General features: G+C 71.1%; 19 protein-coding genes. 13 read left to right on the top strand and 6 right to left on the bottom strand.

What is annotated here, in order from left to right; all coding sequences use genetic code 11:
* The first annotated feature begins 535 nt into the window (after positions 1–535).
* From ACX114_RS38875 to ACX114_RS38885, 3 genes are all read left to right on the top strand, one after another.
* On the top strand, positions 536–1339 hold the full coding sequence (locus ACX114_RS38875) for a prolipoprotein diacylglyceryl transferase (RefSeq protein ID WP_459292952.1): 804 nt from the start codon (positions 536–538) through the stop codon (positions 1337–1339).
* Positions 1340–1376: 37 nt separating this feature from the next.
* A complete protein-coding gene (locus tag ACX114_RS38880) occupies positions 1377–1949 on the top strand; it encodes a class I SAM-dependent methyltransferase (protein WP_459292954.1) in 573 nt (190 codons plus the stop codon).
* Between the two features lie 158 nt (positions 1950–2107).
* A complete protein-coding gene (locus tag ACX114_RS38885) occupies positions 2108–3040 on the top strand; it encodes an alpha/beta fold hydrolase (protein ID WP_459292956.1) in 933 nt (310 codons plus the stop codon).
* Between the two features lie 7 nt (positions 3041–3047).
* Here the strand turns inward: ACX114_RS38885 and ACX114_RS38890 are convergent, their stop codons facing one another.
* Positions 3048–3938: a DMT family transporter gene (locus ACX114_RS38890; RefSeq protein ID WP_459292958.1), complete on the bottom strand. Its 891-nt coding sequence runs from the start codon at positions 3936–3938 to the stop codon at positions 3048–3050.
* Between the two features lie 17 nt (positions 3939–3955).
* Positions 3956–4237: a rhodanese-like domain-containing protein gene (locus ACX114_RS38895; RefSeq protein WP_223639993.1), complete on the bottom strand. Its 282-nt coding sequence runs from the start codon at positions 4235–4237 to the stop codon at positions 3956–3958.
* 87 nt (positions 4238–4324) lie between these two features.
* On the opposite strand from ACX114_RS38895, the gene ACX114_RS38900 reads away from it, so the two are divergent.
* On the top strand, positions 4325–4840 hold the full coding sequence (locus ACX114_RS38900) for a GreA/GreB family elongation factor (RefSeq protein ID WP_120526938.1): 516 nt from the start codon (positions 4325–4327) through the stop codon (positions 4838–4840).
* 18 nt (positions 4841–4858) lie between these two features.
* Here ACX114_RS38900 and ACX114_RS38905 read toward each other — a convergent pair whose 3' ends face one another.
* Positions 4859–6589: an ATP-binding protein gene (locus ACX114_RS38905; RefSeq protein ID WP_459292961.1), complete on the bottom strand. Its 1731-nt coding sequence runs from the start codon at positions 6587–6589 to the stop codon at positions 4859–4861.
* 230 nt (positions 6590–6819) lie between these two features.
* Between ACX114_RS38905 and ACX114_RS38910 the strand changes: the two genes are divergently transcribed.
* From ACX114_RS38910 to ACX114_RS38920, 3 genes are all read left to right on the top strand, one after another.
* Positions 6820–9666 carry a PAS domain S-box protein gene (locus ACX114_RS38910; RefSeq protein WP_459292963.1) on the top strand — a complete coding sequence of 949 codons (2847 nt, stop codon included), beginning with the start codon at positions 6820–6822 and terminating at the stop codon, positions 9664–9666.
* Between the two features lie 119 nt (positions 9667–9785).
* Positions 9786–11303: a vWA domain-containing protein gene (locus tag ACX114_RS38915; protein ID WP_459292965.1), complete on the top strand. Its 1518-nt coding sequence runs from the start codon at positions 9786–9788 to the stop codon at positions 11301–11303.
* Positions 11304–11332: 29 nt separating this feature from the next.
* Positions 11333–12433, top strand: a complete 1101-nt coding sequence (locus ACX114_RS38920; protein WP_459292967.1) for a hypothetical protein — start codon at positions 11333–11335, stop codon at positions 12431–12433.
* Positions 12434–12443: 10 nt separating this feature from the next.
* Here ACX114_RS38920 and ACX114_RS38925 read toward each other — a convergent pair whose 3' ends face one another.
* Positions 12444–12779, bottom strand: coding sequence for a hypothetical protein (locus ACX114_RS38925; RefSeq protein ID WP_459292969.1), 336 nt, complete (start codon positions 12777–12779; stop codon positions 12444–12446).
* Between the two features lie 357 nt (positions 12780–13136).
* Here ACX114_RS38925 and ACX114_RS38930 point away from each other — a divergent pair, with 357 nt between their 5' ends.
* Entirely contained in the window at positions 13137–13889 is a 753-nt protein-coding gene (locus ACX114_RS38930; RefSeq protein ID WP_459300396.1) for a sterol desaturase family protein, read from the top strand.
* 75 nt (positions 13890–13964) lie between these two features.
* On the opposite strand, the gene ACX114_RS38935 is transcribed toward ACX114_RS38930, so the two are convergent.
* Positions 13965–14903, bottom strand: a complete 939-nt coding sequence (locus ACX114_RS38935; RefSeq protein ID WP_459292971.1) for a dimethylarginine dimethylaminohydrolase family protein — start codon at positions 14901–14903, stop codon at positions 13965–13967.
* Positions 14904–14964: 61 nt separating this feature from the next.
* On the opposite strand from ACX114_RS38935, the gene ACX114_RS38940 reads away from it, so the two are divergent.
* The 4 genes from ACX114_RS38940 to ACX114_RS38955 all read left to right on the top strand — a co-directional run bounded on the left by ACX114_RS38940 (position 14965) and on the right by ACX114_RS38955 (position 20198).
* Positions 14965–15882: an iron-containing redox enzyme family protein gene (locus ACX114_RS38940; RefSeq protein ID WP_459292973.1), complete on the top strand. Its 918-nt coding sequence runs from the start codon at positions 14965–14967 to the stop codon at positions 15880–15882.
* Positions 15883–16043: 161 nt separating this feature from the next.
* On the top strand, positions 16044–16505 hold the full coding sequence (locus ACX114_RS38945) for a fibril protein (protein WP_459292975.1): 462 nt from the start codon (positions 16044–16046) through the stop codon (positions 16503–16505).
* Positions 16506–16722: 217 nt separating this feature from the next.
* The gene (locus tag ACX114_RS38950) at positions 16723–19437 is read left to right on the top strand and encodes an AsmA family protein (protein ID WP_459292977.1); all 2715 of its coding nucleotides are present in this window, start codon (positions 16723–16725) and stop codon (positions 19435–19437) included.
* Between the two features lie 95 nt (positions 19438–19532).
* Entirely contained in the window at positions 19533–20198 is a 666-nt protein-coding gene (locus ACX114_RS38955; protein WP_459292979.1) for a hypothetical protein, read from the top strand.
* A gap of 4 nt (positions 20199–20202) precedes the next feature.
* Here the strand turns inward: ACX114_RS38955 and ACX114_RS38960 are convergent, their stop codons facing one another.
* Positions 20203–20982: a hypothetical protein gene (locus tag ACX114_RS38960; protein ID WP_459292981.1), complete on the bottom strand. Its 780-nt coding sequence runs from the start codon at positions 20980–20982 to the stop codon at positions 20203–20205.
* Positions 20983–21161: 179 nt separating this feature from the next.
* Here ACX114_RS38960 and ACX114_RS38965 point away from each other — a divergent pair, with 179 nt between their 5' ends.
* A complete protein-coding gene (locus ACX114_RS38965) occupies positions 21162–22814 on the top strand; it encodes a formate--tetrahydrofolate ligase (protein ID WP_459292983.1) in 1653 nt (550 codons plus the stop codon).
* The last annotated feature ends 25 nt before the right edge of the window (positions 22815–22839 follow it).

The raw sequence follows: 22839 nt of genomic DNA on the forward strand, positions 1-22839 counted from the left end.
GCTGTGCTCCTTGGACCGCTCAATCCGCGCCGGGCCCCGAAGGGGGAGCACCTGCGGTACGACCGCGCCCACCTGGGGACCCTGACAGCCCCTTCGGATCCGGTGGGTCGGGCTCGCGGGCGCGTGCCCGCCAGCCGTTGCATCGCCTGCCCTCCCCTCTCCCCATGCGCTGGGGGCCAACCGGGGGATTTGACCGCGACCCCCTGACAAAAAATCACGGGATTTCCGTAATAGACACCCCTTGTCTGGGGTCTCGGTCCTCACTCGGCTTCCCCGAACCTCCGGAAACACAACGGATTCCCTTCCTGGGACGAGGGCAGTGGCGAGGGGCGCACACGGGCTCTGTCCGCCAGCGGATGTGGGGAAGGGGCAGGCAGGAGGGGCGGGGGCCCAAGAGGGCGTCCGGGCGGGGCTTGCGCGCCCGGCGGGCGCGGGGGTGAAAAAGAGGTGGAGGGAAGCCCGGGATGCGCCGATTGTTCGGCTTCCATCCGCCCGGAGTACGTCCGCGCGGATCCCTGGCCTTTCTGGAGCCCCCTTGATTCCCTATTGGCACGCCCCCTCGTTCAAGCTGGGGCCCCTGGAACTGAACCCCTTCAACGTCTTCGTGGCGGCGGGCATCCTGCTGGCCGCCCGGCTGCTGACGAAGCAGGCGGAGCGCGAGGGGCTGGACCCGAACCCGCTGGCGGACTTCGCGATGTGGGGGGTGGCGGCCGGCATGCTCTTCGGCCACTGGGTGCACCTGTTCTTCTACCACCCGGAGGAGATGTCCAAGAGCCCGTTCCAGATCCTCCGGTTCTGGGATGGCCTGTCGTCCTTCGGCGGTCTGTTGGGCGGCATCGTGGCGGCGGTGGTGTTCTTCCGGGTGAAGAAGCTGCGTTTCAACGACTACGCGGACAGCTTCGCGCTGGGCGTGGCGCCGGGCTGGGCGGTGGCGCGGCTGGGGTGCTTCGCGGTGCACGACCATCCGGGGAAGCTGACGGACTTCTTCCTGGCGGTGCAGTTCCCCAACGGCAACCGGCACGACCTGGGCTTCTACGACGCCGTCGTGCTCTTCGCGATCTCAGCCCTGCTGTACGCGCTGCGCGACATGCCGAGGATGAAGGGGCGGCTGTTGCCGCTGCTGGCGCTCCTGTACTCGGCGTCCCGCTTCAGCCTGGACTTCCTGCGGGCCACGGACCTGTCCTACGTGGACGCGCGCTACTTCGGCCTGACGCCGGCGCAGTACGGCTGCCTGCTGCTGGTGGCGTATGGACTGTGGGGCCTCTTGCGCAAGCAGGCCCCGAGCCCTTCCTCTCAGAAGCCGTCCGCGCCGCAGGGCCGGGTGGAGACAGCGCGCTAGCGCGTCATCGTTGTTCCGCTTGTCGGGGGGTTACCGCGTGAAGGCACTGGCGTACGACGCGTTGATGGCGCCGCTGGGCTGGGTGGGGTTGAACGCCGCTCGGAGGCAGCTGGTGGAAGGGCTGTCCGGCAAGGTGCTGGAGGTGGGCGCGGGCACGGGCCTGGCGCTGCCGGGCTACCCGGGCACGGTGACGTCGGTGACCGCGGTGGACGTGGACCTGGGCGCGCTGGTGCGCGCGCGGGCCCGGAGGAGCGGCGTGGCGCTGCTCCAGGCGGATGCGCAGGCACTGCCATTCACGGACGGCTCGTTCGACGCGGTGGTGTCCAGCCTGGTGTTCTGCTGCGTGGACGCGCCGGCCACGGCGCTCTCGGAGGTGATGCGGGTGCTCAAGCCAGGCGGCGAATTGCGCCTGCTGGAGCACGTGCGCGCCCCGAACCCGGCCGTGGCCACCGCGCAGGACCTGCTGACGCCCGCGTGGCGCAAGCTGACCGGCGGCTGCCGGCTCAACCGCGACACCTTCCGCCTGGTGGAGACCACGGGCTTCCGCATCCTCCGGCGCGAGCAGCGCCTGGGCGGCATGGGCGAGTTCATCTTCGCCCGGCGGCCCTGAGACTCCCTTCGGGAGGGGGCTCGCGCGACCCGCCCTGGCAGGTCACTTCCGACCTGCCAGGATAGATTCACACAAGGGATGTCAGAGGTCACTTTAGGATGGCGTGCATGCTCGCGGCGGACCTACCCGCCGCGTCCCATCCCGTGAGGCCCTGACGCATGATGCGCGCCCTTCGACCCCTCCTCGCAGTGCTGGTGTTCGCTGGCTGTGGACCGGACGTATCTTCCGAGTCCGCGCCCGACCTCGTGGGTGCTCCGGCTTCGCTGGAGGACTCCGGCCGTCACGGTGGCGCCAATCCCCGCGAGGGCTCCGTGCGGCTGTCCACCGGCGTCACGCTCCGCTACGTCGAGCAGGGCCGCCAGGACGGGCCCGTCGTCGTCTTCCTGCACGGCTATACGGACTCGCACCACACCTGGGACCTGAACCTCCAGCGCTTCTCGCGCGACTTCCACCTCTACGCGCTGGACCAGCGCGGCCATGGGGACTCGTCCCGCCCGGCGTGTTGCTACACGCAGCAGGCGTTCGCGAAGGACGTGGTGGCGTTCCTCGACGCGAAGCGCGTGTCGCGCGCAGTGCTCGTGGGCCACTCCATGGGCAGCTTCATCGCGCAGCAGGTGGCGCTGGACTACCCCGGCCGCGTGAAGGGGCTGGTGCTCGTGGGCTCCGCGCCCACCGTCGCGGGCAACGAGGTGGCCCTGGGTCTCAAGGAGGTCGTGGACACGCTGACCGACCCCGTGGACCCCGCCTTCATCCACGAGTTCCAGGCCAGCACCTTCTACGCGCCCGTGCCGGAGTCGTACCTGAACACGCTCGTGTCGGAGAGCTCCAAGCTGCCCGCGCGCGTGTGGCAGGACGCGCTGGACGGGCTCATCGCGGAGGACCACTCCGCGCGCCTGGGCCGCATCCGCGTGCCCACGCTGATCATCGGAGGGGATCATGACGGCTTCTTCTCCGTGGACGAGCAGCGCGCCCTCAACCGCGCCATCCCCGGCTCGAAGTACCTGCTCTACGCGGAGACCGGCCACGCGCCGCACGCCGAGCGCCCCCAGCGCTTCGTGAAGGACGTGCACCACTTCCTCAACCGCCTGTAGTCCGTGCTCAGGCTCCGGCCGCCCCGGGTTCCGCCGGGCGGCCGGAGTCGCTCCGGGCCAGCACCACCACCGCCACCAGGATGAGCAGGCCGCCCAGCCCCTGTCGCAGGGACAGCCGCTCCCCCAGGAAGATGGCGCCCAGCACCACGGCCATCACCGGCTCCAGCGTGGAGAGCAGCGACGTGTTCACCGGGCCAATGCGCTTGAGGCCCGCGAAGAACGTGAGCATGGCCACCACCGTGGACAGCAGCGCCAGCCCCGCCACCGCGCCCCAGCCTCCCAACGTCTGCGGAAAGGACGGGCCCTTCACCAGCATCAGCGCCCCGAAGGCGGCCCCCGCGGACAGCGGGACGACGGTGCTCGCCGCGAGCGGCCCCGCCGGCCCCGCCACCCGCGCGCTGGACAGGACATAGAGCGCGTAGATGACCGCCGACAGCACGCCCAGGCCAATGCCCAGCGGCTTCGCGTCCGGGCCGGGGTCCACCGTGAGCGCCGTCCCGCACAGGGCCAGCCCCACCGCCACCCAGCGCAGTCGGCTCAGGTGCTCGCGTCCCAGGGCCACCTGGATGAGGGCCACCAGCGCGGGGAAGAGGTAGAGCAGCAGCGCCACCAGCCCGGCGGACGCGTGCTGGAGCGCGATGAAGTAGACGCTGCCTTCGGTGAAGTAGCCCACCGCGCCCAAGCCCACCAGGCCCCACAGCAGGCGGCCCCGGGGCCACCTTCCGCCCTTCGCCACCATCACGCCCGCGAGCACCAGGCCCGCCAGCGTGAAGCGCAGGAAGAGCAGCGTGGGCATGTCCGTGCCCGCCGCGTAGGCCAGGCGCGCGAACAGGCCCAGCGCGCCAAAGGAGGCGCCGGACAGGGCGACGAGGAGGAAGCCGGCGGTGCGGGTCCGCATTGGCGCTTGGGGCGCGCCTACCAGTTCTTCACGGAGCCCAGGTCGAACACGTCCGGGAAGCCGCCCTTGCGCAAGAGCTCCGCGGCCACCGCGCTGCGGCCTCCCGCCGCGCAGTACACCACCACGGGCGTGCCCACCGGGCCGACCTCGGAGAGGCGCTGGGCCAGCACCTGCACGGGGATGTTGCGGGCGGCTTCCGGGTGTCCCTGCTGGAACTCCTCCGGGGTGCGCACATCCAGCAGCACCGCGCCCTGGGCGACGAGTTCGTGGGCCTTCTGCGAGCGTTCCTGAGGCGTCATGGCACCCATTCAACCAAAGCCGGGGGCCCCGCCGGGCTGAAAACTGGAGGCCGCCGCACCGGGCGCTACAGTCCTGTAACGATACCCATGCGACTCGACAAGCTCACCCTGCTCCACCAACTGTCCGAGCGGCTCCAGCAGAGCGACCGGCTGGCCCACCGCGCGGAGGCCGATGCCCGCGAGGCCGCCCGCAGCCTCGCCACGGAGTCCGAGAAGAAGGAGGACGGCCGCGCCGCCATCGAGTACGGCAGCCTCGCCACCGGCCAGGCCCAGCGCGCCCGCCGCCTCCAGGAAGAGCTCCAGGCGCTCACCGCCTTCAGCCAGAAGGAGCTGCCCCGCTTCCCGCGCCAGGGCCCCGTGGGCCTGGGCGCCCTGGTGGACTGCAGCACCGAGGACGAGGACGGCTTCGCCGAGCGCACCTTCTTCGTGCTCCCCGCCGGCGCGGGCACCGAGCTCACCGGCCCCGGCGGCGACGGCTTCCTGTCCGTCATCACGCCCAGCTCCCCCGTGGGCCGCGCCCTCCTGGGCAAGAAGGCTGGCGACACCGTGGAGGTGACGCTCGCGGGCGAGGTGCGCGAGTGGACGGTGCTGGAGGTCGCCTGAGCTGAAGCGGGCGCGGGCCTACTCGCTCTGGGTGGGCCCCGGCGCCGCGTGCGCGACCAGCCACTCCTCGGGGATGTCGCCCCGGGGCAGCTCCAGGAGGAACGTGGTGCCCTCCCCCAGCGTGCTCACGGCGCTCACCGTGCCGCCGAACGCCTCGACAATCTGGCGCGTGATGTAGAGCCCCAGGCCCAGGCCGCCGTAGTGCCGGTCGCTCACCGCGCGCTCGAAGCGCTCGAAGATGCGCGCCAGGTCGTCCGGCGCGATGCCGATGCCATGGTCCTTCACGGTGAGCCGCGCCAGCGTGCCCTGCGCCTCCACGCTCACGATGACGGGATGGCCCGCGCCGTACTTCAGCGCGTTGGACACCAGGTTCGTCACCACCTGCTCCAGCCGCAGCCGGTCCCACCGGCCCACCACCGGCACCGGCGCCTCCAGCCCCAGCTCCGTGCCGGCCTGCGCCGCCGCGGCGGAGAAGCGGTAGAGGATCTCGGCGGCCACGCTCGCCAGGTCCATCTCCTCCAGCTCCAGCCGCAGCCGGCCCGCGGTGATGCGCGACACGTCCAGCAGGTTGTCCACCAGGCCCGACAGCCGGCGCACCTGGCGCTGGACGACATCCAGCGCGTCCGCGACGCGGTCGGTGGGCACGTCCTTGCCCTCGCGCGCCAGCACCACCACCTGCTTCTGCAGCAGTTGCACCTTGAGGCTCAGCGGCGTGAGCGGCGTCTTCAGCTCGTGGCTCGCGATGCCCAGGAACTCGTCGCGCTGGCGCACCGCCTCGCGCGCCTCGCGGTACAGCCGCGCGTTCTCCAGGTAGAGCGCGGTGCGGTGGGCCAGCTCCGTGAGGAAGTGCTCCTCGTCCGCGCCAAAGGACCGCAGCACGTTGGAGCGCAGCACCATCAGCGCGCCCAGCACGTTGCCGCGCGCGCCCAGCGGCACGCTCAGGCAGCCGTGCGGCCCCACCTCGCGCAAGAGCCGCGCGTGCTCCGCGTCCCGCGCGATGGCCACCACGTGCTCCTCGGACAGGATGGGCAGACGCCCCACCGCCCCGGACGCGAACACCTGGGGCAGCCCGCCCGGCGCGGAGGCGTCCGGCGGATAGCGCGTGAGCAGGTCGCGCAGCAGCGCGTGTCTTCCCGCGTCCGCGTGCAGGGACGCCGCCACGCGCAGGACCTCATCGCCCATGGCGCCCGGCGCGCGGAGGACGAGCAGGGCCCCCTCCCCCAGCGCGGGCACCAGCAGCTTGAGCAGCGGCTCCAGCTGCGCCTCCGCGTCCACCGACGTGCCCAGGAGCGCTCCAGCCTCCGCCAGCAGGCGTGACGCATCCAGCATGGACGCCGGCACCGCCTCCACGGCGTGCGTGCGCAGGAGCGCGGCGGCCACCTGCCCGTCCGCGGCCCGCACCGGCATTGCGTTGCAGCGCAACACGGCGCGTGTTCCATCTGGACGGAGCACGTGCCACAGGGATGCGTCCACCGGCTCACCCGCCAGCGCTCGCGCCAGCGGTGAGTCCCCCGGCGGCAACGGTGTGCCGTCGTCCCGCACCCATTCACACCCAGGCAGGCGGGCGTGCTCGATATGGAGAGGAACCGGAATGCCGAAGTGCGCCGCGGCTTGTGAGTTGAAAACAGTCACACGGCCCGTGGACTCGACGAGCACCACCCCTTCAGCGTCCATGACGCGCGTCGACAGGGGCGGGCCGTCCCCGTCCGTCACGCAGGCCTCCGAGGCTGGAGAGGTGATGCCGGACATGCCAAGGCTTTCCGCATGCATCATGGTGTCATCTCCGCCTCCCGGGAAGAAAGGAAGACAGGACCCGCAGCCCACTCCATCCTCAAGGACAGGGAATGCTTCCCATCCTCACGCTCTTCCCGCGGGCCCCCTTGCCTGCATGACGGCGATCCTCAATCGTTCGACTGTCTACGTCCGCGCCGTGCACGTTCCGTCCGCACGGCCAAGTTCTTCCACCGCGAGTCCTCCGCATGCAGATGCCGTTCACCCGGCCTGACGGCACCACCCCTACCGAGCGCCGCTTCCGTCAGGTCATCGACACGCTCCAGGAGGTCGTGTTCCAGACGGACACCGCGCGCACGTGGGTCTTCCTCAATCCCGCGTGGACCGAGGTGACAGGCTTCCCCGTGGAAGAGAGCCTGGGCCGCTCCGCGCTGGACTTCGTGCACCCGGACGACCGGGAGCGCACGCTGGAGGTATGCAAGACGCTGCTCACGCGCGAGCGCGACTTCGTCCAGCACGAGGTGCGCTACCTCACGCGCGACGGCGGCTTCCGCTGGGTGGATGTCTACGCGCGGGTGACGATCGACGAGGACGGCACGCTGCTGGGCATGGCGGGCACGCTCAACGACATCACCGAGCGCAAGCGCACCAGTGACGCGCTCGCCCGGCGCGAGCGCTACCTCACCGCCCTGGTGGACATGCAGCAGCGCCTGCTGTCGGTGCCGGAGGGCGGCGACCTGTACGGCCCCGCGCTCGCTCCCTTGGGGCAGGCCTCCGGTGCCAGCCGCGTCTACGTCTTCGAGACCTTCACGGACGCGAAGGGGGCGCTCCTGTGCAGCCAGCGCGCCGAGTGGTGCGCGCCCGGCGTGACGCCGGAGATCGACAACCCGATGCTCCAGGATCTCCCGATGCTGCCCATCCTGGGGCGCTGGGCGAACCTGCTGGGGCGCGGCGAGGTCGTCACCGGACGCGTGGCCACCTTCCCCTCCGCCGAGCGGGATCTCCTGGAGCCGCAGGGCATCCTCACGCTGCTGGTGCTGCCCCTGCGCGTGCAGGGCCGGCTGGTGGGGTTCGTGGGCTTCGACAACTGCTTCGAGGCGCGCGAGTGGGACCGGCTGGAGGTGGACCTGTTGTCCGCGGCCAGCGGCGCCATCTCCGTGTCGCTGGAGCGCCGCGCGTCCGAACGCGCGCTGCGCGAGCACGAGCACCGCTTCCGCCAGCTCGCGGAGAACGCGTCGGACGTGCTGTACCTCTACCGGCGGGAGGCGCCGCGCGGCTTCGCGTACGTCAGCCGCGTGGCGCACGCGAAGCTGGGCCTGGGGCCGGAGGCGCACTACGCGGATCCGGAGCTGTGGTACCGGCAGGTGCACCCGGATGACCGGGCCGCGCTGGAGCGGCTGTTGGAGTCACCCCAGTCCGTGGATGGCGCCACCGTGGAGCTGCGCTTCCTGCGCCCCGACGGCAGCCTCCTGTGGTTGGAGCACGTGGTGGCGCCGGTGACGGACTCCGCGGGCCACGTGGTGGCGGTGGAGGGCCTGGCGCGCGACATCACCGAGCGGCGGCAGGTGGAGGAGGCGCTGGAGCGCTCCGAGGCCAGCCTGCGCGCGCTGATGGAGGGCTTCCCCGACCCCGCGGCCATCGAGCGTGACGGCCACATCGTCTACGCCAACGCGGTGCTCGTCACCACGCTGGGCTTCGCGCGCGCGGAGGAGCTGGTGGGCCGCCGGCTGTCGGAGTTCCTGGCGGACGTGCCGGGCACGGGCGTGGCTTCCGGGGACAGCAAGCCGCTCACCAGCGAGCGGCGCCTGGTGCTGCGTGACGGGCGCACGCGCGTGGTGGAGCTGGCGTCACTGCCCCTGCGCTTCGACGGTCAGCCCGCGGTGGTGTCCATCGCGCGTGACGTGACGGAGCAGCGCCAGTTGCAGGCGCGGCTGACGCTGGCGGACCGGCTGGCGTCGGTGGGCACGCTCGCGGCGGGCATCGCGCACGAAATCAACAACCCGCTGGCCTTCGTGGTCTCCAACCTGGGCTTCCTGTCGGACGAGTTCCGCCACCACCTGTCCCCCGGCCCCGGCGTGCGCGGTGTGCGCCCGCCGGACGTGGCGGAGTGGCAGGAGGTGCTGGGCGAGGCGTGCGAGGGCGCCGAGCGCGTGCGGCAGATCGTCCGCCAGCTGAAGACGTTCTCCCGGCCGGATGAAGAGCGCATGACGCCGGTGGACGTGCACGCGGTGCTGGACTCGGTGGTGATGATGGCCGCCAATGAAATCCGGCACCGCGCGCGGCTGCGCCGGGACTACGGCACCGTGCCGCAGGTGATGGCCAACGAGGGCCGGCTCTGCCAGGTGTTCCTCAACCTGGTGGTGAACGCGGCGCAGGCGATTCCCGAGGGCTCCGCGCACGACCACGAGGTGGTGCTCGCCACGCGCGTGTCCGGCGGGCAGGTGATGGTGGAGGTGCGCGACACGGGCAGCGGCATCGCGCCGGAGGTGATGGGGCGCATCTTCGACCCGTTCTTCACCACCAAGCCCGTGGGCGTGGGCACCGGCCTGGGGCTGTCCATCTGCCACGGCATCATCACGGGGCTGGGCGGCGACATCCAAGTAGACAGCACCGTGGGCAAGGGCAGCACGTTCCGCGTGGTGCTGCCCGCGCCCCAGCCAGACCCGGACTTCCGTCCGCCGGAGGCCCCGGCGCCGGTCGCGCCCGTGGCGCCCCGGGGCCGCGTGCTGGTGGTGGACGACGAGCCCGCGGTGGGCCGCGTGCTCCAGCGGCTCTTGCGCGGCCATGACGTGGAGGTGGCCACGAGCGGGCGCCAGGCGCTGGAGCGCATGTCGCGGGCGCCGGGCTTCGACGCGGTGCTGTGCGACGTGATGATGCCGGACCTCGCCGGCCGTGACGTGTACGAGGCCGTGCGGCGCGAACACCCGGGCATGGAGCGCCGCTTCGTCTTCGTGTCCGGCGGCGCCTTCACCGCGGGCGCGCGGGAGTTCCTGGAGCACATCCCCAACCCGCTGCTGGAGAAGCCCTTCGACGAGGCGCGCGTGCGAGGCGCCGTGGAGGAGCTGGTGCGGCACGGTCCGCCGGACGCGGCCTGACACCCGGGCCCGTATCGGTCATCGGGAGGAGGGTCCTCCCACTGACCGATGCGCCCATGTGACGGGTCTGCGAGCGTGTGCTCGTCCGCTCGCACCCCTTGGGGGAAGGTCCGTCGCGCATGAACCGCACCAAACTGTTGCTGACCCTCGCTGGCCTGCTGTTCGTGGGCGCGCTCGCGCTCGACGCGCGCTCGTTCTTCGCGAAGACCACGTCGCACCCGCCCATGAACACGCCCGTCTCCGACCGGCTCCCCAACGGGCACCTGCGCCGCAACCCGCCCGTGGCCCCCCCCGCCGTGGACCAGACCCACACCGTCATCCAGCCGGGTGAGGCCCCCATCAACGGGGTGCTGCCCGTCGTCCTGGGTCAGCCCGCGTCCGGCAAGGACGGTCCGGTGGAGCTCACGGGGAAGCTGTCCGGCGCGTACGTGAAGGCGGGCCGGGGTGAGGCCTTCGCCGTGTTCGAGCTGAAGGCGCGCGCACCGGAGAAGCAGCAGCGCGTGCCGGTGAACCTGGCGCTGGTGGTGGACCGCTCCGGCTCCATGGATGGCTCCAAGCTGGTGGACGCGAAGCGCGCCGCCCAGGAGCTGGTGCGGCAGCTGCGCGACGGGGACCGGCTGGCCCTGGTGCACTACGGCTCCGACGTGAAGGTGGTGCCCAGCGTGGAGATCAACACCACCACGCGCCGCGAGCTGCTGAGCACCATCGACGCCATCCAGGTGAACGGCGGCACGCACATGAGCGGCGGGCTGGAGGCGGGCGCGGACGCGGTGCGCGCGTACGCGAAGCAGTACCGGGTGACGCGCGCCATCCTGCTGAGCGACGGCGAGCCCACCGAGGGCGTGACGACCAACGACGGCCTCTTCTCCGCGGTGGGCAGGATGCGCGAGGCGGGCATCACCGTGAGCGCGCTGGGCGTGGGCAGCGGCTTCAACGACACGCTGATGCGCGGCATGGCCGAGCGCGGCGGCGGCTTCTCCGGCTTCGTCAGCGACTCCTCGGAGCTGGCCGCCATCTTCACCCGCGAGCTGGAGCAGGCCGCCAGCACCGTGGCTCGCAACGTGAGCCTGACGCTGACCCTGCCGCCCGGCGTGAGCGGCGTGGAGGTGATGGGCGTGCCGTCCACCCGCGAAGGCAATGTCGTGCGCATCCCCCTCTACGATTTGACGGGCGGCCAGTCCGCGCGCGTGGTGGCGAAGCTGACGCTGGACGCGCCCGCGAACGCGGCGGACATGAACGTGCTGGACGCGACGGCGTCGTACGTGGACGTGGTGGCGGACCTGCCGTCGCAGGTGGCGCTGGCGCTGACCGCGAAGGTGACGGACGACGCCCAGGTGGTGCACGCGAACCTGGACCGCGACGTGCGCGTCCATGCCATCCGCGCGTTGGGTACCCAGCAGCTCCAGGCGGCCGCGGAGCAGATGAAGAGCGGCAACCGGGAGGGCGCGCTCAGCTTCCTGACCAACGCGCGTAAACTGTTCGGCGCTTCGGCGTCCGCGCTCTCGGGGGAGCTTGCGGACCTGGACAGGACCCAGGCAGCCTATGGCAACGCCCAGAGTGACTCCGAGGTCCGAGAAGAGGCCCTCAACCTCAAGAAGAAGACGATGAAGAACTTCGGGCAGAGCAACAGCTACTAGTCCCCCCGCTGTCCGGAATCCGGTGCGCCATGTCGCTCTCCATCCAACTCATCCGGCGGGAGGACTTCGAGACGCGCTGCCTGTACGCGCTCGTGGGCGCCGGGGCCATGGCGCTGGTGGCCGGCGTGGCGCGGCAGTGGCTGCGCGTGCCGGTGGAGCCGGGCTACTTCGCGCTGATGGCGGCGGCCATCACCGCGGTGAAGCCCAAGGCGGCGGAGAACCTCCTGGTGCGCGCGGGCATGGTGCTGCTGCCCGCCATTCCCTATGTGCTGGGGCTCGGGTCGCCCTGGACACACGCGGTCGCGGGCGCCATCGCCGCGGGGCTGCTGGCGTGGCGGGGCAACGGCCGCGACAGCGTGGGCACGCCGCTCCAGGTCGCGCTGTGCGCCGGGGCCGCGGCCGTCACCACCGCGCTGGGCATGTACGTGCACCAGGTGCTGGACGCGCGCTTCCTCCCGGCGTGGGGCTACTTCCCGCTGATGGTGGACTACGCCGTGGTGGCGCTGTTCTGGAGCATCGGCACGCTGCCGGCGAACCTGGCCATGGACCTGGACGCGGTGGCCACCCGGGGCATGCGCCTGGAGGCCACGCTCACCGGCGAGGTGCGCGGCCTGGTGACCCGGGCGCTCACGCTCTACCGCCAGTGCCAGGATGAAGCGCGCAAGCTGGCCCGGGGCCCGGGGCTGGAGAAGCTCCAGGCCGTGCTCGGGAAGCTGGCCGGCGACGCCTTCACCCTGGCCGAGTCCCACACCGAGCTGGAGGCGCAGCTGTCCTCCGCGTCCCAGGGGAGCGTGGACTCGCAGGTGCAGGAGTTGAAGAAGCGCGCCCAGGACGCGCAGGACGGCGTGGCCCGGCGCCAGTTGGAGCGCGCCGCCGCGTCGCTGGGGGAGGAGCTCAACCACCTGGATGCGCTGTCGCGCCGGCAGGAGCGCCTCTTCGCGCAACTGCACGCACAGGTGGCCCTGCTGGAGCGGGCCCGCGTGTGCTTCATCGGTGCCCGGGCCGCGTCCCCCCTGGGTGGCGGCGACCAGGTCCAGGCGCTGGCGGACAAGCTCTCCGCGCTGGACCTGGAGTCCTCCGGCCCGGAGGGAAACGCGCAGGCCGCTCGCGTTCCCGCGGTCCGCTCCTGAGTCCCGAGCCCTACTTCGTCGACGCGCGAGTGGAGGCGCGGGTGCGCTTGCGCGCCGGAGCCGCGGCCTTCTTCGCGGTCACGCGCGGCGTGTGCAGCTCGCTGGCGATGCGCTGCTCAATCTCCTCGCGCGTGCGGCGGCTGACCTCCAGCGCGGCGTTGATGCGCTCGCGCACGATGTCGGCCTGAGCCTCCGCGGCGGCCCGGTACTCCGCGATGTCCCGGCGCAGCTCCAGGCGTCCCTCGCTGGGGGCGCCCGCCGTCTTCCGGGTGGCCGTCTTCCGCCGCGCGGGGCGTTCCCCCGCCTGGGTCCCACTGCCCTGTTGTCCCTGTGCCTTGCGCGCCATCTGTCTGCCCCCTCGCGCGATCGCTCGCGCCTGTGGGCGGAAAGGTGGGGTGTGGACTTCCCGCACGGAAGCCCGACCCCGGGTCGGATGTAGGGCGGGCGGCCAGACAATGTGCGGGCGCGGCAATAGAGGAGCTTCTCAACGCCTCCAGGAAGGCGCTAAGAGAGCCTCCACTGTTCCTGGGCCAAGGGGCCTCTTGACTGATAGCTCAGGAACTCCGCATCACCCCAAGGGCCGGGATGCGAGCAAGCCTTCGAGCCCCGCGCACCCCGGCAGCCCGGGCCACGCGCTGGAGCGGAGAGTGAGAAAATCCCCGTGGCGGTCTCTTTCCTGAACCGGAAGCACAACCTGGACCGGATGTCGTTGCGCGACCTGGTCTACTCGTTCTTCACCTACTACGCCGTCGTCGCCTACATCCTCATCGGCATCACGTGCATCGTGCTGTCGGTGAAGTGGTTCGAGGCGCCGGTGCGCATGGGCGCGGCGGTGCTGCTGGCCACGGTGGCGTACCCGTTCGGCTGGTACCTCATCCACCGCTACATCCTGCACGGGCGCTTCCTCTACAAGTCCGCGGCGACGGCGGTGACGTGGAAGCGCATCCACTTCGACCACCACCAGGACCCGCACGACCTGCGCGTGCTCTTCGGCGCGCTGCACACCACGCTGCCCACCATCGCGCTGGTGCTTACGCCCATCGGCTACCTCATCGGCGGCAAGGCGGGCGCGGCGGCGGCGCTGGGCTGGGGCATGGTGACCACGTGCTTCTACGAGTTCTGCCACTGCATCCAGCACCTCAACTACGCCCCGCAGCAGAAGTGGCTGAAGGACATCAAGCGCCTGCACATGTCCCACCACTTCCACAACGAGCAGGGCAACTACGGCATCACCAACTACTTCTGGGACCGCGTGTTCGGCACGCTGTACGAGAAGGCCTCCGACAAGCCCAAGAGCCCCACCGTCTTCAACCTGGGCTACACGGCCGAAGAGGCGCAGAAGTACCCCTGGGTGGACAAGCTCTCCGGTGGCACCCGTGGCGACGGTCACCCGCGCCGCTTCTGGGGCGCTGAAGTCCTGGCCGCGCCGGAAGCTTCCAGCGAACAGCAGACCTGAGCGTCAGCTCCCGCTTCACCCCGGACCTCCCCGCGCGCTTCGTCGCCCGGGGAGGTTCTTCGTTTTCAGCGCAGGTCACGCGGAGAGCGGCTGGGCCATGTCCCGCTCCTGCTCCTCGCGAAAGCGCCGGGCGGACAGGGGCGGCAGGGTGTGCACGCGCGCCACGAGGCACGCCGCGCTGCCGCCGGCCAGGTGGAACTGATCCAACCTCACGCTGACGGGCCGGCGCCCCAGGCCGCGCAGCACCGCCTCCACGCGGGGCACGCGCGCGCCGACAATGACGGTGTTTCCCACCTCCACCAAATTGAGCCCGAACGCGAGCGCGTCCTCGCGCGCGATGGGGATCACCTGCTGGATGCCCTCCGTGCGCTCCAGCATGCGCAGCGACTCCGGCGTGAAGGCCTCCGGACACACCAGCGCGGTGCCGTCGGACAGGACGGTGAGCGCGGTGTCCAGGTGGTAGAGGTACGGGTCGCACAACTCCAGCGGCGTGACGGGCGCGGACAGGAACGCCTCCAGCACGCCCGCGGCGCGCTGCGTGGAGCGCATGCCCCAGCCCAGGAGGGCGCCCCGGCCCGAGGGCAGCATGGCCACGTCGCCCCCTTCGATGTGCACGCGCGGCGGCTCGATGACGTCGAAGCCGCGCGCGGCCAGCCACCGGGCGCGCGCGAGTTGTTCACTGCGACGCTGTCCGTGGCGCATGGTGGCGAGCAGGGCGCGCAGCTCTCCCTCCTGGGAGACGAGCACCGCGTTGTCCTTGGCGAACACGGAGTCGAACGCACCGTGGACGAAGGGCAGCTCGAAGAAGCTCGCGCCGGCTTCACGCAGGGCGCGCAGGAGCTCGCGGTGCTGCGTGCACGCGCGCCGCCACGCGACGGCGCCGGGCTTCATATGCGGGTTGATGTTCCATGCGACCTGATACGCGCAGTCGCGGGAGCGGACATGGTCCTTTTCGCAACGCACCTGACTGACGGCGAAGGTGGCGGGAGCGATGTGGCCGGTGTGCAAGGTCATCCCCATACATGTGACCGGAAGGCACTCCCGCCTTCCGGTATGTGTAGAGAGGGTGCGCACCATGAGCGGGCTTGGCGAGGTGGCTGGGGAAGCGGGGACGGAGGACGCACGCCTGTCCGAACGGCTTCACCGGACCCTCTTGCGCTTCAACCAGGCGCGACTGGCTCCGGGGTTTCCCACCGAGGGCTGGCGGGCAGCCGTGCAGGAAGAGACGCAGTTGCGCTTGCTCGAAGGCGAGTACGTGGAGGCGGAGCGACAGCGCGTGGCGGCATGGGCCGCCGAAGCACCGGAGGACGCGGACGGTTTCATCGCGTGGTTCGAGGACCTGAAGGAGTCCGGTCCCGGACAGCATGATCCACTGTTCCCGTGGCTGGCCACGCAGGCCACGCGTGAGCAGATGGACTGGTTCCTCACGCAGGAGGTCGCGGGCGAGGCGGGCTTCGACGACCTGGTGGCGCTGACGCAGTTGCAGCTGCCCACGCGGGCGAAGCTGGAGCTGGCGCGCAACTACTGGGATGAGATGGGCCGCGGGCGCGAGGACGCGATGCACGGACCGATGCTCGCGGAGATGGCCCAGAAGCTGGGGTTGAAGCCCACGGAAGAGGGCACGGTGTGGGAAGCGCACGCGCTGGCGAACCTGCTCTGCGCGTTCGCGTTCAACCGCCGCTACACGTACCACGCGGTGGGCGCGCTGGGCATCGTGGAGGAGACGGCGCCGGGCCGCACCGCGTGCGTCAACGAAGGCCTCAAGCGTCTGGGGTTCGACATGCGCGTGCGGCGCTATTACGCGCTGCACTCCACGCTGGACGTGAAGCACTCCGAGACCTGGAACAAGGAGGTCCTGCGTCCGCTGGTGGAGGCGAACCCCGCGTGCGCGCGTCCCCTGGCGGAAGGGGCGCTCTTGCGGCTGACGGCGGGCGCGCGGTGCTTCGAGCGCTACCGCCATGAGCTGGACCTGGACCTGAAGTCACTCAGCTGAAAGACGCGGAGCCTGGCCGTCCTTCCCCCCGGGACCTTGCGCGTGTGCGCTGGGCTCGGGGGTGCGTTTCCCGAAGGACGGTCCGCCCGGGGCCGGGGATGCGCCGGAAGCAGTGCGGGCGCCAGCTTGGGGGGTTTTCGAAGGCCGAGCTGGAGGTCCCGATGTCCCTGTTCCGATGCATTCCCGCCGCGCTGCTGCTCCTGACGGCGTGCGCTTCCCCGGGCACGTCCATGGAGGAGGTGATGCGCCGCACCGCGCCCCTGATGCCGAAGCGCCCGGATCCGCTGACCTACGGCACCCGGCCGGAGAACCCGGTGCGGGTGGGCTGGGGCGACAAGGGCGTGATGGCGTACTTCAAGCTCTTGCGCGGGCCGCAGGGCCAGCCGGTGGCGTGGCGCCGCATGGGGGACTGCTGCGAGTTCACCGAGGTGGATGGCCAGGGCAACGGCAAGGGCCGGCTGTCCATCTTCGAAGTGACCTACGAAGGCTTGGACACGCCGGTGGTTCTCTACGTGGACGCCTTCACCGGCGGGAACGTCTACGCGCCCTGGGGCTTCCTGCTGGAGGGCCAGGGCGACACGCCGCCGCCGTCCGGGCTGGAGCCGGAGGTCATCGACCTGTAGGGGCCGCCCACCAAACTCCTGAATCCGCGAAGTCGTGGGGACTCAAGCGACCCCCTTCCGAGCGGGGCCCTTCGTGCCTAGATGCAAGGGTCGACAGGAGTGTGACTTTCCCCCGGCTGTTGACCGTCACGCTTAAAACCTCCCCTCGTGCATGGGAGGTGCGGCCCTCTTGGCGCTGCGCTAAGCGTTCGACCGCTCTCCCGACGGAGGAGGAACCGTGGCGGCTGTGAAGAAGAAGCGTTGGCCGTATGTGCTGGGAGGCATCCTCGTCCTCCTGATCGCCATCGTGGCGGTGGTGCTGTGGCGCTTGGACGCCATCCTGCTGAAGACGGCGCGGGACCAGGCCGCGACGTACTCGCAGAAGCTGGGGCGCCCCATCGAGATTGGCGACGTCTCCACGAAGCTCTTTCCCTACGTGGGCGCTCGCATCCAGAACGTCAGCGTGGGCGCCGCCGAGGGCGAGGACCTGCCGCTCGCGGAGGTGAAGGACGTGACGGTGAGCGTGGCGGCGATGCCGCTGCTCACCTCCAAGGGCAAGGACATCCGCGTGCAGGACGCGGAGGTGTCCGGGCTCACCGTGAATGTCATCCGCCTGGCGGACGGCACCACCAACGTGCAGCGCCTCCAGGAGAAGCTGGCCGCGCAGCAGCCGAAGGAGGAGACGCCGGAAGAGGAGACGCAGCCCACGGACCTGTCGGGCGTGCACGTGGAGCGCGCGGCGCTCACCGACGGCGTCATCCGCTTCGTGGACCGCGCGGGTGGCGACAAGGCGCGCGAGCTGGCGGTGAAGGACCTGGACATCGAGGTGAAGGACCTGCGCGTGGGCCAGCCGCTGAAGGTGGACCTGGCGGCGGCGGTGCTCGCGGACAAGCAGAATTTGAAGATGACGCTCGCCGCGGCGCCGCTGCCGGCGACGCTCATCCCCACGCCGGAGCAGGTGACGCTGAAGGCGGAGCACATCGACCTGTCGCCCCTGGGGCCGTTCCTGCCCCCGGACGTGGGGCTGCAGGCGGGCACGCTGGACGCGGACTGGAAGGCGGACCTGGGCGGCGCGGTGCCCGGCGGCAAGGGCCCCACGAAGCTCGTGGGCGTCATCAAGGCGCTGGGGATGAAGTTCGCCGGCTCGGAGGGCGGCAAGGCGCTGGACGTGGTGCTCGACACGGACGTGACGGGCGACATGGCCACGGGTGACCTGGCGCTGGACAAGCTGAACCTGAACCTGGGCCCCGCGGCCATCACGGGCAAGGGCAAGGTGAAGGGGCTGCTCACGGACAAGCCCGCGGTGGAGGGGCTCGAGCTGGTGGGCCGCAACCTGGACCCGGCCGTGCTCGCCGAGTACTACCCGCCGCTGCGCAAGCAGCTCAACGGGATGATCGCCGGCCCCATTGGCCTGGACGTGCGCGGCAGCGGCACGCAGGAGGCGCAGGCCATCAACATCGCGGTGGACCTGACGCCTGTGCGGCTGCGGGTGCCGGATCAGCTGTCGAAGGAAGCCGGCGGCGCGATGAAGCTGAACGCGAAGGTGACGGGCGCGGCGGCGAGCGGTGGCGCGCTGCGCTTCGACGCGAAGGCGGACCTCAACGGCGTGGACATGCGGCCGGGCCTGCTGGTGAACAAGGCGCCGGGGCAGCGGCTGGAGGTCGCGGCGGCGGGCACGTACGCGCCGGCGAAGACGGGCAGCGGGATGACGGTGAACGTCACCAGCATGAGCCTGGGCGCGCTGGAGGACACGGTGACGGGCACCGCCACGGTGACGCTCGCGGGCACGGGCAAGAAGGCGACGACGACCTTCAAGGCGGACGTGAAGGCCGCGAAGCTGGATGCGGAGAAGTTGTTGATGAGCGAGGAGGAGGTCCTGGCGCGCAATGGCGGCAAGCCCCCGCCCGAGCCGCCGCCGGGAGAGGCCAACCGCTTCAACGGCTACCGGGGTGACATCCAGTTCGCCATCGCGTCGCTGCGCTACACGGCGATGGACCTGACCAACGTGACGGGCGTCGTGAAGATGGTGGACGACCTCATCACGGTGGAGAAGTTCTCGACGGGCGTCTACGGCGGCAAGGTGGTGGCGGACGGGACGACCCTCCGCCTGGGGCCCGCGCCGGAGGCCCGGCCCTTCACCGCGAAGGTGCAGGTGCAGGGCCTGGAGGTCGCGCAGGCGCTGGCGGAGCGCACGCCGAAGCAGGTGCTGACGGGCAAGTTCAACGGCAACGTGGACGTGCAGGGCGTGGGCTACACGCCGGACAAGCTGAAGCAGACGTTGCTGGGCGGCATCAGCGGCAACCTGCTGGGAGGCACGTTCCTGGGCAAGGACCTGGTGTCGTCCGTGACGGGGCCGCTGGCCAAGGCGGTGCCCTTCGCGAAGGCGCTCAAGAGCGGCGAGGTGACGTCGCTGGGTGGGGACCTGCCCTTCAGCGTGACCATCAAGAACGGCGTGGCGCAGCTCTCCAAGCCCATCACGTGGACGCGGCCGGAGGCGGCGATGAGCTTCGACGGCGGCATCGGGCTGGACGGCACGCTGGACTTGACGGGCGGCGTGTCGCTGACGCCCGCGACCATCAAGACGCTGACGGTGGGCAAGGTGACGCCGACGGAGGCCATCCCGGTGGGGCTGAAGATTACCGGCAAGGCGTGGAGCCCGGAGGTCACGGGCATCGACGTGAAGCCGGCGGCGACGACCATCCTGAAGCTGGCCGGCGGGGCCGCGCTGAGCGGCGTGCTGGGTGAGAAGGGCAAGGCCGTGGAAGACATCATCACGGGCGGCCAGGACAAGGCGAAGGCCGAAGCGGAGGCGAAGCGTCAGGAATTGGAGGCGCGCGCCAACGAGGAGAAGAAGAAGCTGGAGGACCAGGCCCGCCTCGAGCAGGAGAAGGCCAAGCAGCGCGCCGAGGAAGAGGCGAAGAAGCGCCTCAAGGGCATCTTCGGCGGGAAGTAGCCGCCGCTCGGTTCCGGGCACCACTCGCGCCGCGAGGTTCCTCCGGGAGCTTCGCGGCGTTCGTGTCTCCGGTGTCTGGCGTAGGCTCTCAGTCCATGTCCTACCGGCTCACGCGAATCCAGGCCGAGGGCCTCCCGTCGCTCCGCGACATCGTGCCGCGACCACTGACCGTGCTGCTGGACATCGAGGGCTCCGCCACGCGCGACCTGGTGGTCTTCTTCACGCTGCTGCGCGAACTGGCCCATGGCCGGCTTCAACAGACGCAGGTGCTGGACGCGGTGGACGGCCCCGTGAAGCTGGTGCTGGGCGTGGATGACGACGACTACACCGTGACGCTGCGGCGTTTTCCGGACGGCCGATGGCACGTCGTCCAGGAGGAACTGTCCCTGCTCGCGGGGATATCGATCCCCTTCGTGGAGCCTGACGCGCCTCGCGACGAGGCCTTTCTCTCCACCTTCCCTCCCGGCCCCACGATTCGAATGGGCGACGGAGAAGCGGCGTGGCTGGGAGAGATCGCCGACAGCGCGTCGCGGGCGATGAACGGCTTCCTGCGCGGCTTCCGTGTCCAGCCCGCGGAGTCCTTTGACGCGAACGTCCCGTTCCTCCTTCTGGAGGAACGGGACGTGGACCTGCCCTCGAATGCCGTCTGGGACCGGGTCCAATCCGCTCGCGCGGCGTCCTCTCGGGTCCCCGTGCTGCTGTGCACCCCGTCGGTGGCCCTGGCGGACGCCTTCGACCTGGAAGACGTCCTGCGGGACTGAGCGGCTACTGTCCCCCGGCGGCGCGCGTGTCCCAGCCACCGCCGATGGGCCCGCCCCGGGGACCACCCGCGCCGCGCGGGTTCATGTCGTCGCGGCGCATCTGCTGGTACTGCGTCATCTGCTCCGCGCTGAGGACCTTCTGCATCTCCGCGTCGGTCTGCGTGCGCAGGTCGCGCATCTGCTGGCGCATGTCACGCCCCGGCCGGCCTCCCGTCATCGCCGCCGCCAGCTCCTGGCGCTTCGCGTCCTCGGCCTGCATCGCCTTCGTCAGCGTCTGCTCCTGGCTGTAGTTGAGCCCCGCGTTGCGGATGAAGTCCTTCATGCGCTGGGAGCGCTCGGTCTCCGCCTGCGCGCGCATCTGGTCCACCTGCTGCTGCCACTGCTGGCGCTGCTCGGTGCGCTGCTCGTCCTGCACCGTGCGCATCAGCTCCTTCAGCGACTGCTTCGCGCTGTCGTTGCTCAGCGCCTCGCCCACCACCACGCCGCGCAGCTCCTCGCGCAGCTTCGCGACCTCCGCCTCCAGGCCCGCGGGCGGAGGCCCCCCCGTGCCTGCCGAGGCCGTGCCGCCGCCCTGCTCGAAGGCCATCATGCGCCGGGACAGCAGCTGCACCGTCTCCTCCAGCGCCTTCACGCGGTTCTGGAGCGCCCGGACGTCCGCCGTCGAGTCCTGCACGCGGGGCGCCTCCTGGACGACGGGGGCCTCCGACTTCCCGGGCCCCCACAGGGCCACCCCGAGTGCCAGCGAAGCCATCCCCACCGATGCGATGCCGAGAATGCGGTTCATGATGCTCTCCCTGACGGAACTCCCGGCCGCGTATTCCATCCGCGCCCCCGGGCTCCGCCCTGCGCCTGCATCCTCCCACCCCGCCCGCCTCCCGGGGAACCGGCCTGCGACGCGCGCCTGCCTGCCCCCCATGTCGCGAGCGTTGACCTCCTCCCGAGGGACACGGAGAGTCCCCGGCCATGACGCTCCGTCCCATCACTGAAGTCGGCGCCGAGCTGGGTCTCGCGCCGGAAGACGTCCTCCCCTGGGGCCGCGACCGCGCGAAGGTGTCGCTGGACGCCCTGGGCCGCGGCTCGCGCCAGGGCCGCATGGTACTGGTGTCGGCCATCAACCCCACGCCCCCGGGCGAGGGCAAGACGACCATGTCCGTGGCGCTGGCCATGGGCCTGCGCAAGCGGGGCCGCAAGGCGGTGGCCGCGCTGCGCGAGCCGTCGCTGGGGCCTGTCTTCGGCGTGAAGGGCGGCGGCACCGGCGGCGGGCAGGCGAGCCTGGAGCCGGCGGCGGACATCAACCTGCACTTCACCGGCGACCTGCACGCCATCACCAGCGCGCACAACCTGCTGTCCGCGCTGGTGGACAACGCCGTGTACTACGGCCATCCGGTGGCGCTGGAGGGCACGAAGGTGCGCTGGCGCCGCGCGATGGACATGAACGACCGGTTCCTGCGCAACGTCATCGTGGGACTGGGTGGCAAGGCGCACGGCGTACCGCGCGAGACGTCCTTCGACATCACGGCCGCCAGCGAGGTGATGGCCATCCTCGCGCTGGCGGAGAACCTGAAGGACCTGGAGGCGCGGCTGGGCCGCATCGTGGTGGGGCAGGCGCCGGACGGCTCGCCGGTGCGCGCGAACGACGTGAACGCGGCGGCGTCCATGGTGGCGCTGCTGAAGGACGCGCTGATGCCCAACCTCGCCCAGACGCGCGAGGGTGGCCCGGCCATCGTCCACGCGGGACCGTTCGGCAACATCGCGCACGGGTGTTCGTCGGTGGTGGGCACGCGGCTGGCGCTCGCGTACGCGGACGAGGTGGTGACGGAGGCGGGCTTCGGCTTCGACCTGGGCGCGGAGAAGTTCCTGGACATCAAGTGCCGGAGCGCGGGCGTGTGGCCCCGGGGCGTGATGCTGGTGGTGACGCTGCGGGCGCTGAAGCACCACGGCGGCGCGGCGGCCGCGAAGGTCGCGGATCCGGACCGCGAGGCGCTCCTGAAGGGCTTCAACCACCTGGAGAAGCACCTGGAGTCGGTGGCGGCGTTCGGCCTGCCGGCGGTGCTGTGCGTGAACCGCTTCCCGCAGGACACGGAAGCCGAGCTGGACGAACTGCGCGCGTTCGCGAAGGCGAGGGGCGTGGGCATCGCCGTATGCGACGGCTTCGGCAAGGGCGGCGAGGGCTCGCTGGAGCTGGCGGACACGGTGCTGGCGATGCTGGACGCGACGGACGCGGCGCCGCCGAAGCCGCGCTTCCTCTACGAGCTGGACCAGACGCCGGAGGAGAAGATCCGCGCCATCGCGCGCACGGTGTACGGCGCGGACGACGTGGCCTTCACGCCGGGGGCACGCAAGGACCTGGAGACGGCGCGGGCGCTGGGAGGCGCGGCGCTGCCGGTGTGCATGGCGAAGACGCACCTGTCCCTGTCGGACGACCCGGCGAAGACAGGCCGCCCCCGGGGCTTCACGTTGACGGTGCGAGAGGTGCGCCTGTCCGCGGGAGCCGGCTTCCTGGTGGCGCTGACCGGAGAGCTGCTCACCATGCCGGGCCTGCCGCGCGAGCCCGCCGCCCGCCGCGTCACGGTCCATCCGGACGGCAGCATCACGGGCCTGATGCAGGGCGAGTGACGTCAGAGGTAGGGCCTAGCGTCTC

The organism is Corallococcus sp. M7, from assembly GCF_054512695.1.

Excerpts from the sequence above, each read along its gene's own strand:
- ACX114_RS38965 (WP_459292983.1), top strand. The coding sequence starts at position 21,162 with ATGACGCTCCGTCCCATCACTGAAGTCGGCGCCGAGCTGGGTCTCGCG.
- ACX114_RS38895 (WP_223639993.1), bottom strand. The coding sequence starts at position 4,237 with ATGACGCCTCAGGAACGCTCGCAGAAGGCCCACGAACTCGTCGCCCAG.
- ACX114_RS38910 (WP_459292963.1), top strand. The coding sequence starts at position 6,820 with ATGCAGATGCCGTTCACCCGGCCTGACGGCACCACCCCTACCGAGCGC.
- ACX114_RS38900 (WP_120526938.1), top strand. The coding sequence starts at position 4,325 with ATGCGACTCGACAAGCTCACCCTGCTCCACCAACTGTCCGAGCGGCTC.
- ACX114_RS38890 (WP_459292958.1), bottom strand. The coding sequence starts at position 3,938 with ATGCGGACCCGCACCGCCGGCTTCCTCCTCGTCGCCCTGTCCGGCGCC.
- ACX114_RS38930 (WP_459300396.1), top strand. The coding sequence starts at position 13,137 with ATGTCGTTGCGCGACCTGGTCTACTCGTTCTTCACCTACTACGCCGTC.
- ACX114_RS38955 (WP_459292979.1), top strand. The coding sequence starts at position 19,533 with ATGTCCTACCGGCTCACGCGAATCCAGGCCGAGGGCCTCCCGTCGCTC.
- ACX114_RS38925 (WP_459292969.1), bottom strand. The coding sequence starts at position 12,779 with ATGGCGCGCAAGGCACAGGGACAACAGGGCAGTGGGACCCAGGCGGGG.
- ACX114_RS38915 (WP_459292965.1), top strand. The coding sequence starts at position 9,786 with ATGAACCGCACCAAACTGTTGCTGACCCTCGCTGGCCTGCTGTTCGTG.
- ACX114_RS38885 (WP_459292956.1), top strand. The coding sequence starts at position 2,108 with ATGATGCGCGCCCTTCGACCCCTCCTCGCAGTGCTGGTGTTCGCTGGC.
- ACX114_RS38940 (WP_459292973.1), top strand. The coding sequence starts at position 14,965 with ATGAGCGGGCTTGGCGAGGTGGCTGGGGAAGCGGGGACGGAGGACGCA.
- ACX114_RS38960 (WP_459292981.1), bottom strand. The coding sequence starts at position 20,982 with ATGAACCGCATTCTCGGCATCGCATCGGTGGGGATGGCTTCGCTGGCA.
- ACX114_RS38920 (WP_459292967.1), top strand. The coding sequence starts at position 11,333 with ATGTCGCTCTCCATCCAACTCATCCGGCGGGAGGACTTCGAGACGCGC.
- ACX114_RS38905 (WP_459292961.1), bottom strand. The coding sequence starts at position 6,589 with ATGTCCGGCATCACCTCTCCAGCCTCGGAGGCCTGCGTGACGGACGGG.
- ACX114_RS38935 (WP_459292971.1), bottom strand. The coding sequence starts at position 14,903 with ATGACCTTGCACACCGGCCACATCGCTCCCGCCACCTTCGCCGTCAGT.
- ACX114_RS38945 (WP_459292975.1), top strand. The coding sequence starts at position 16,044 with ATGTCCCTGTTCCGATGCATTCCCGCCGCGCTGCTGCTCCTGACGGCG.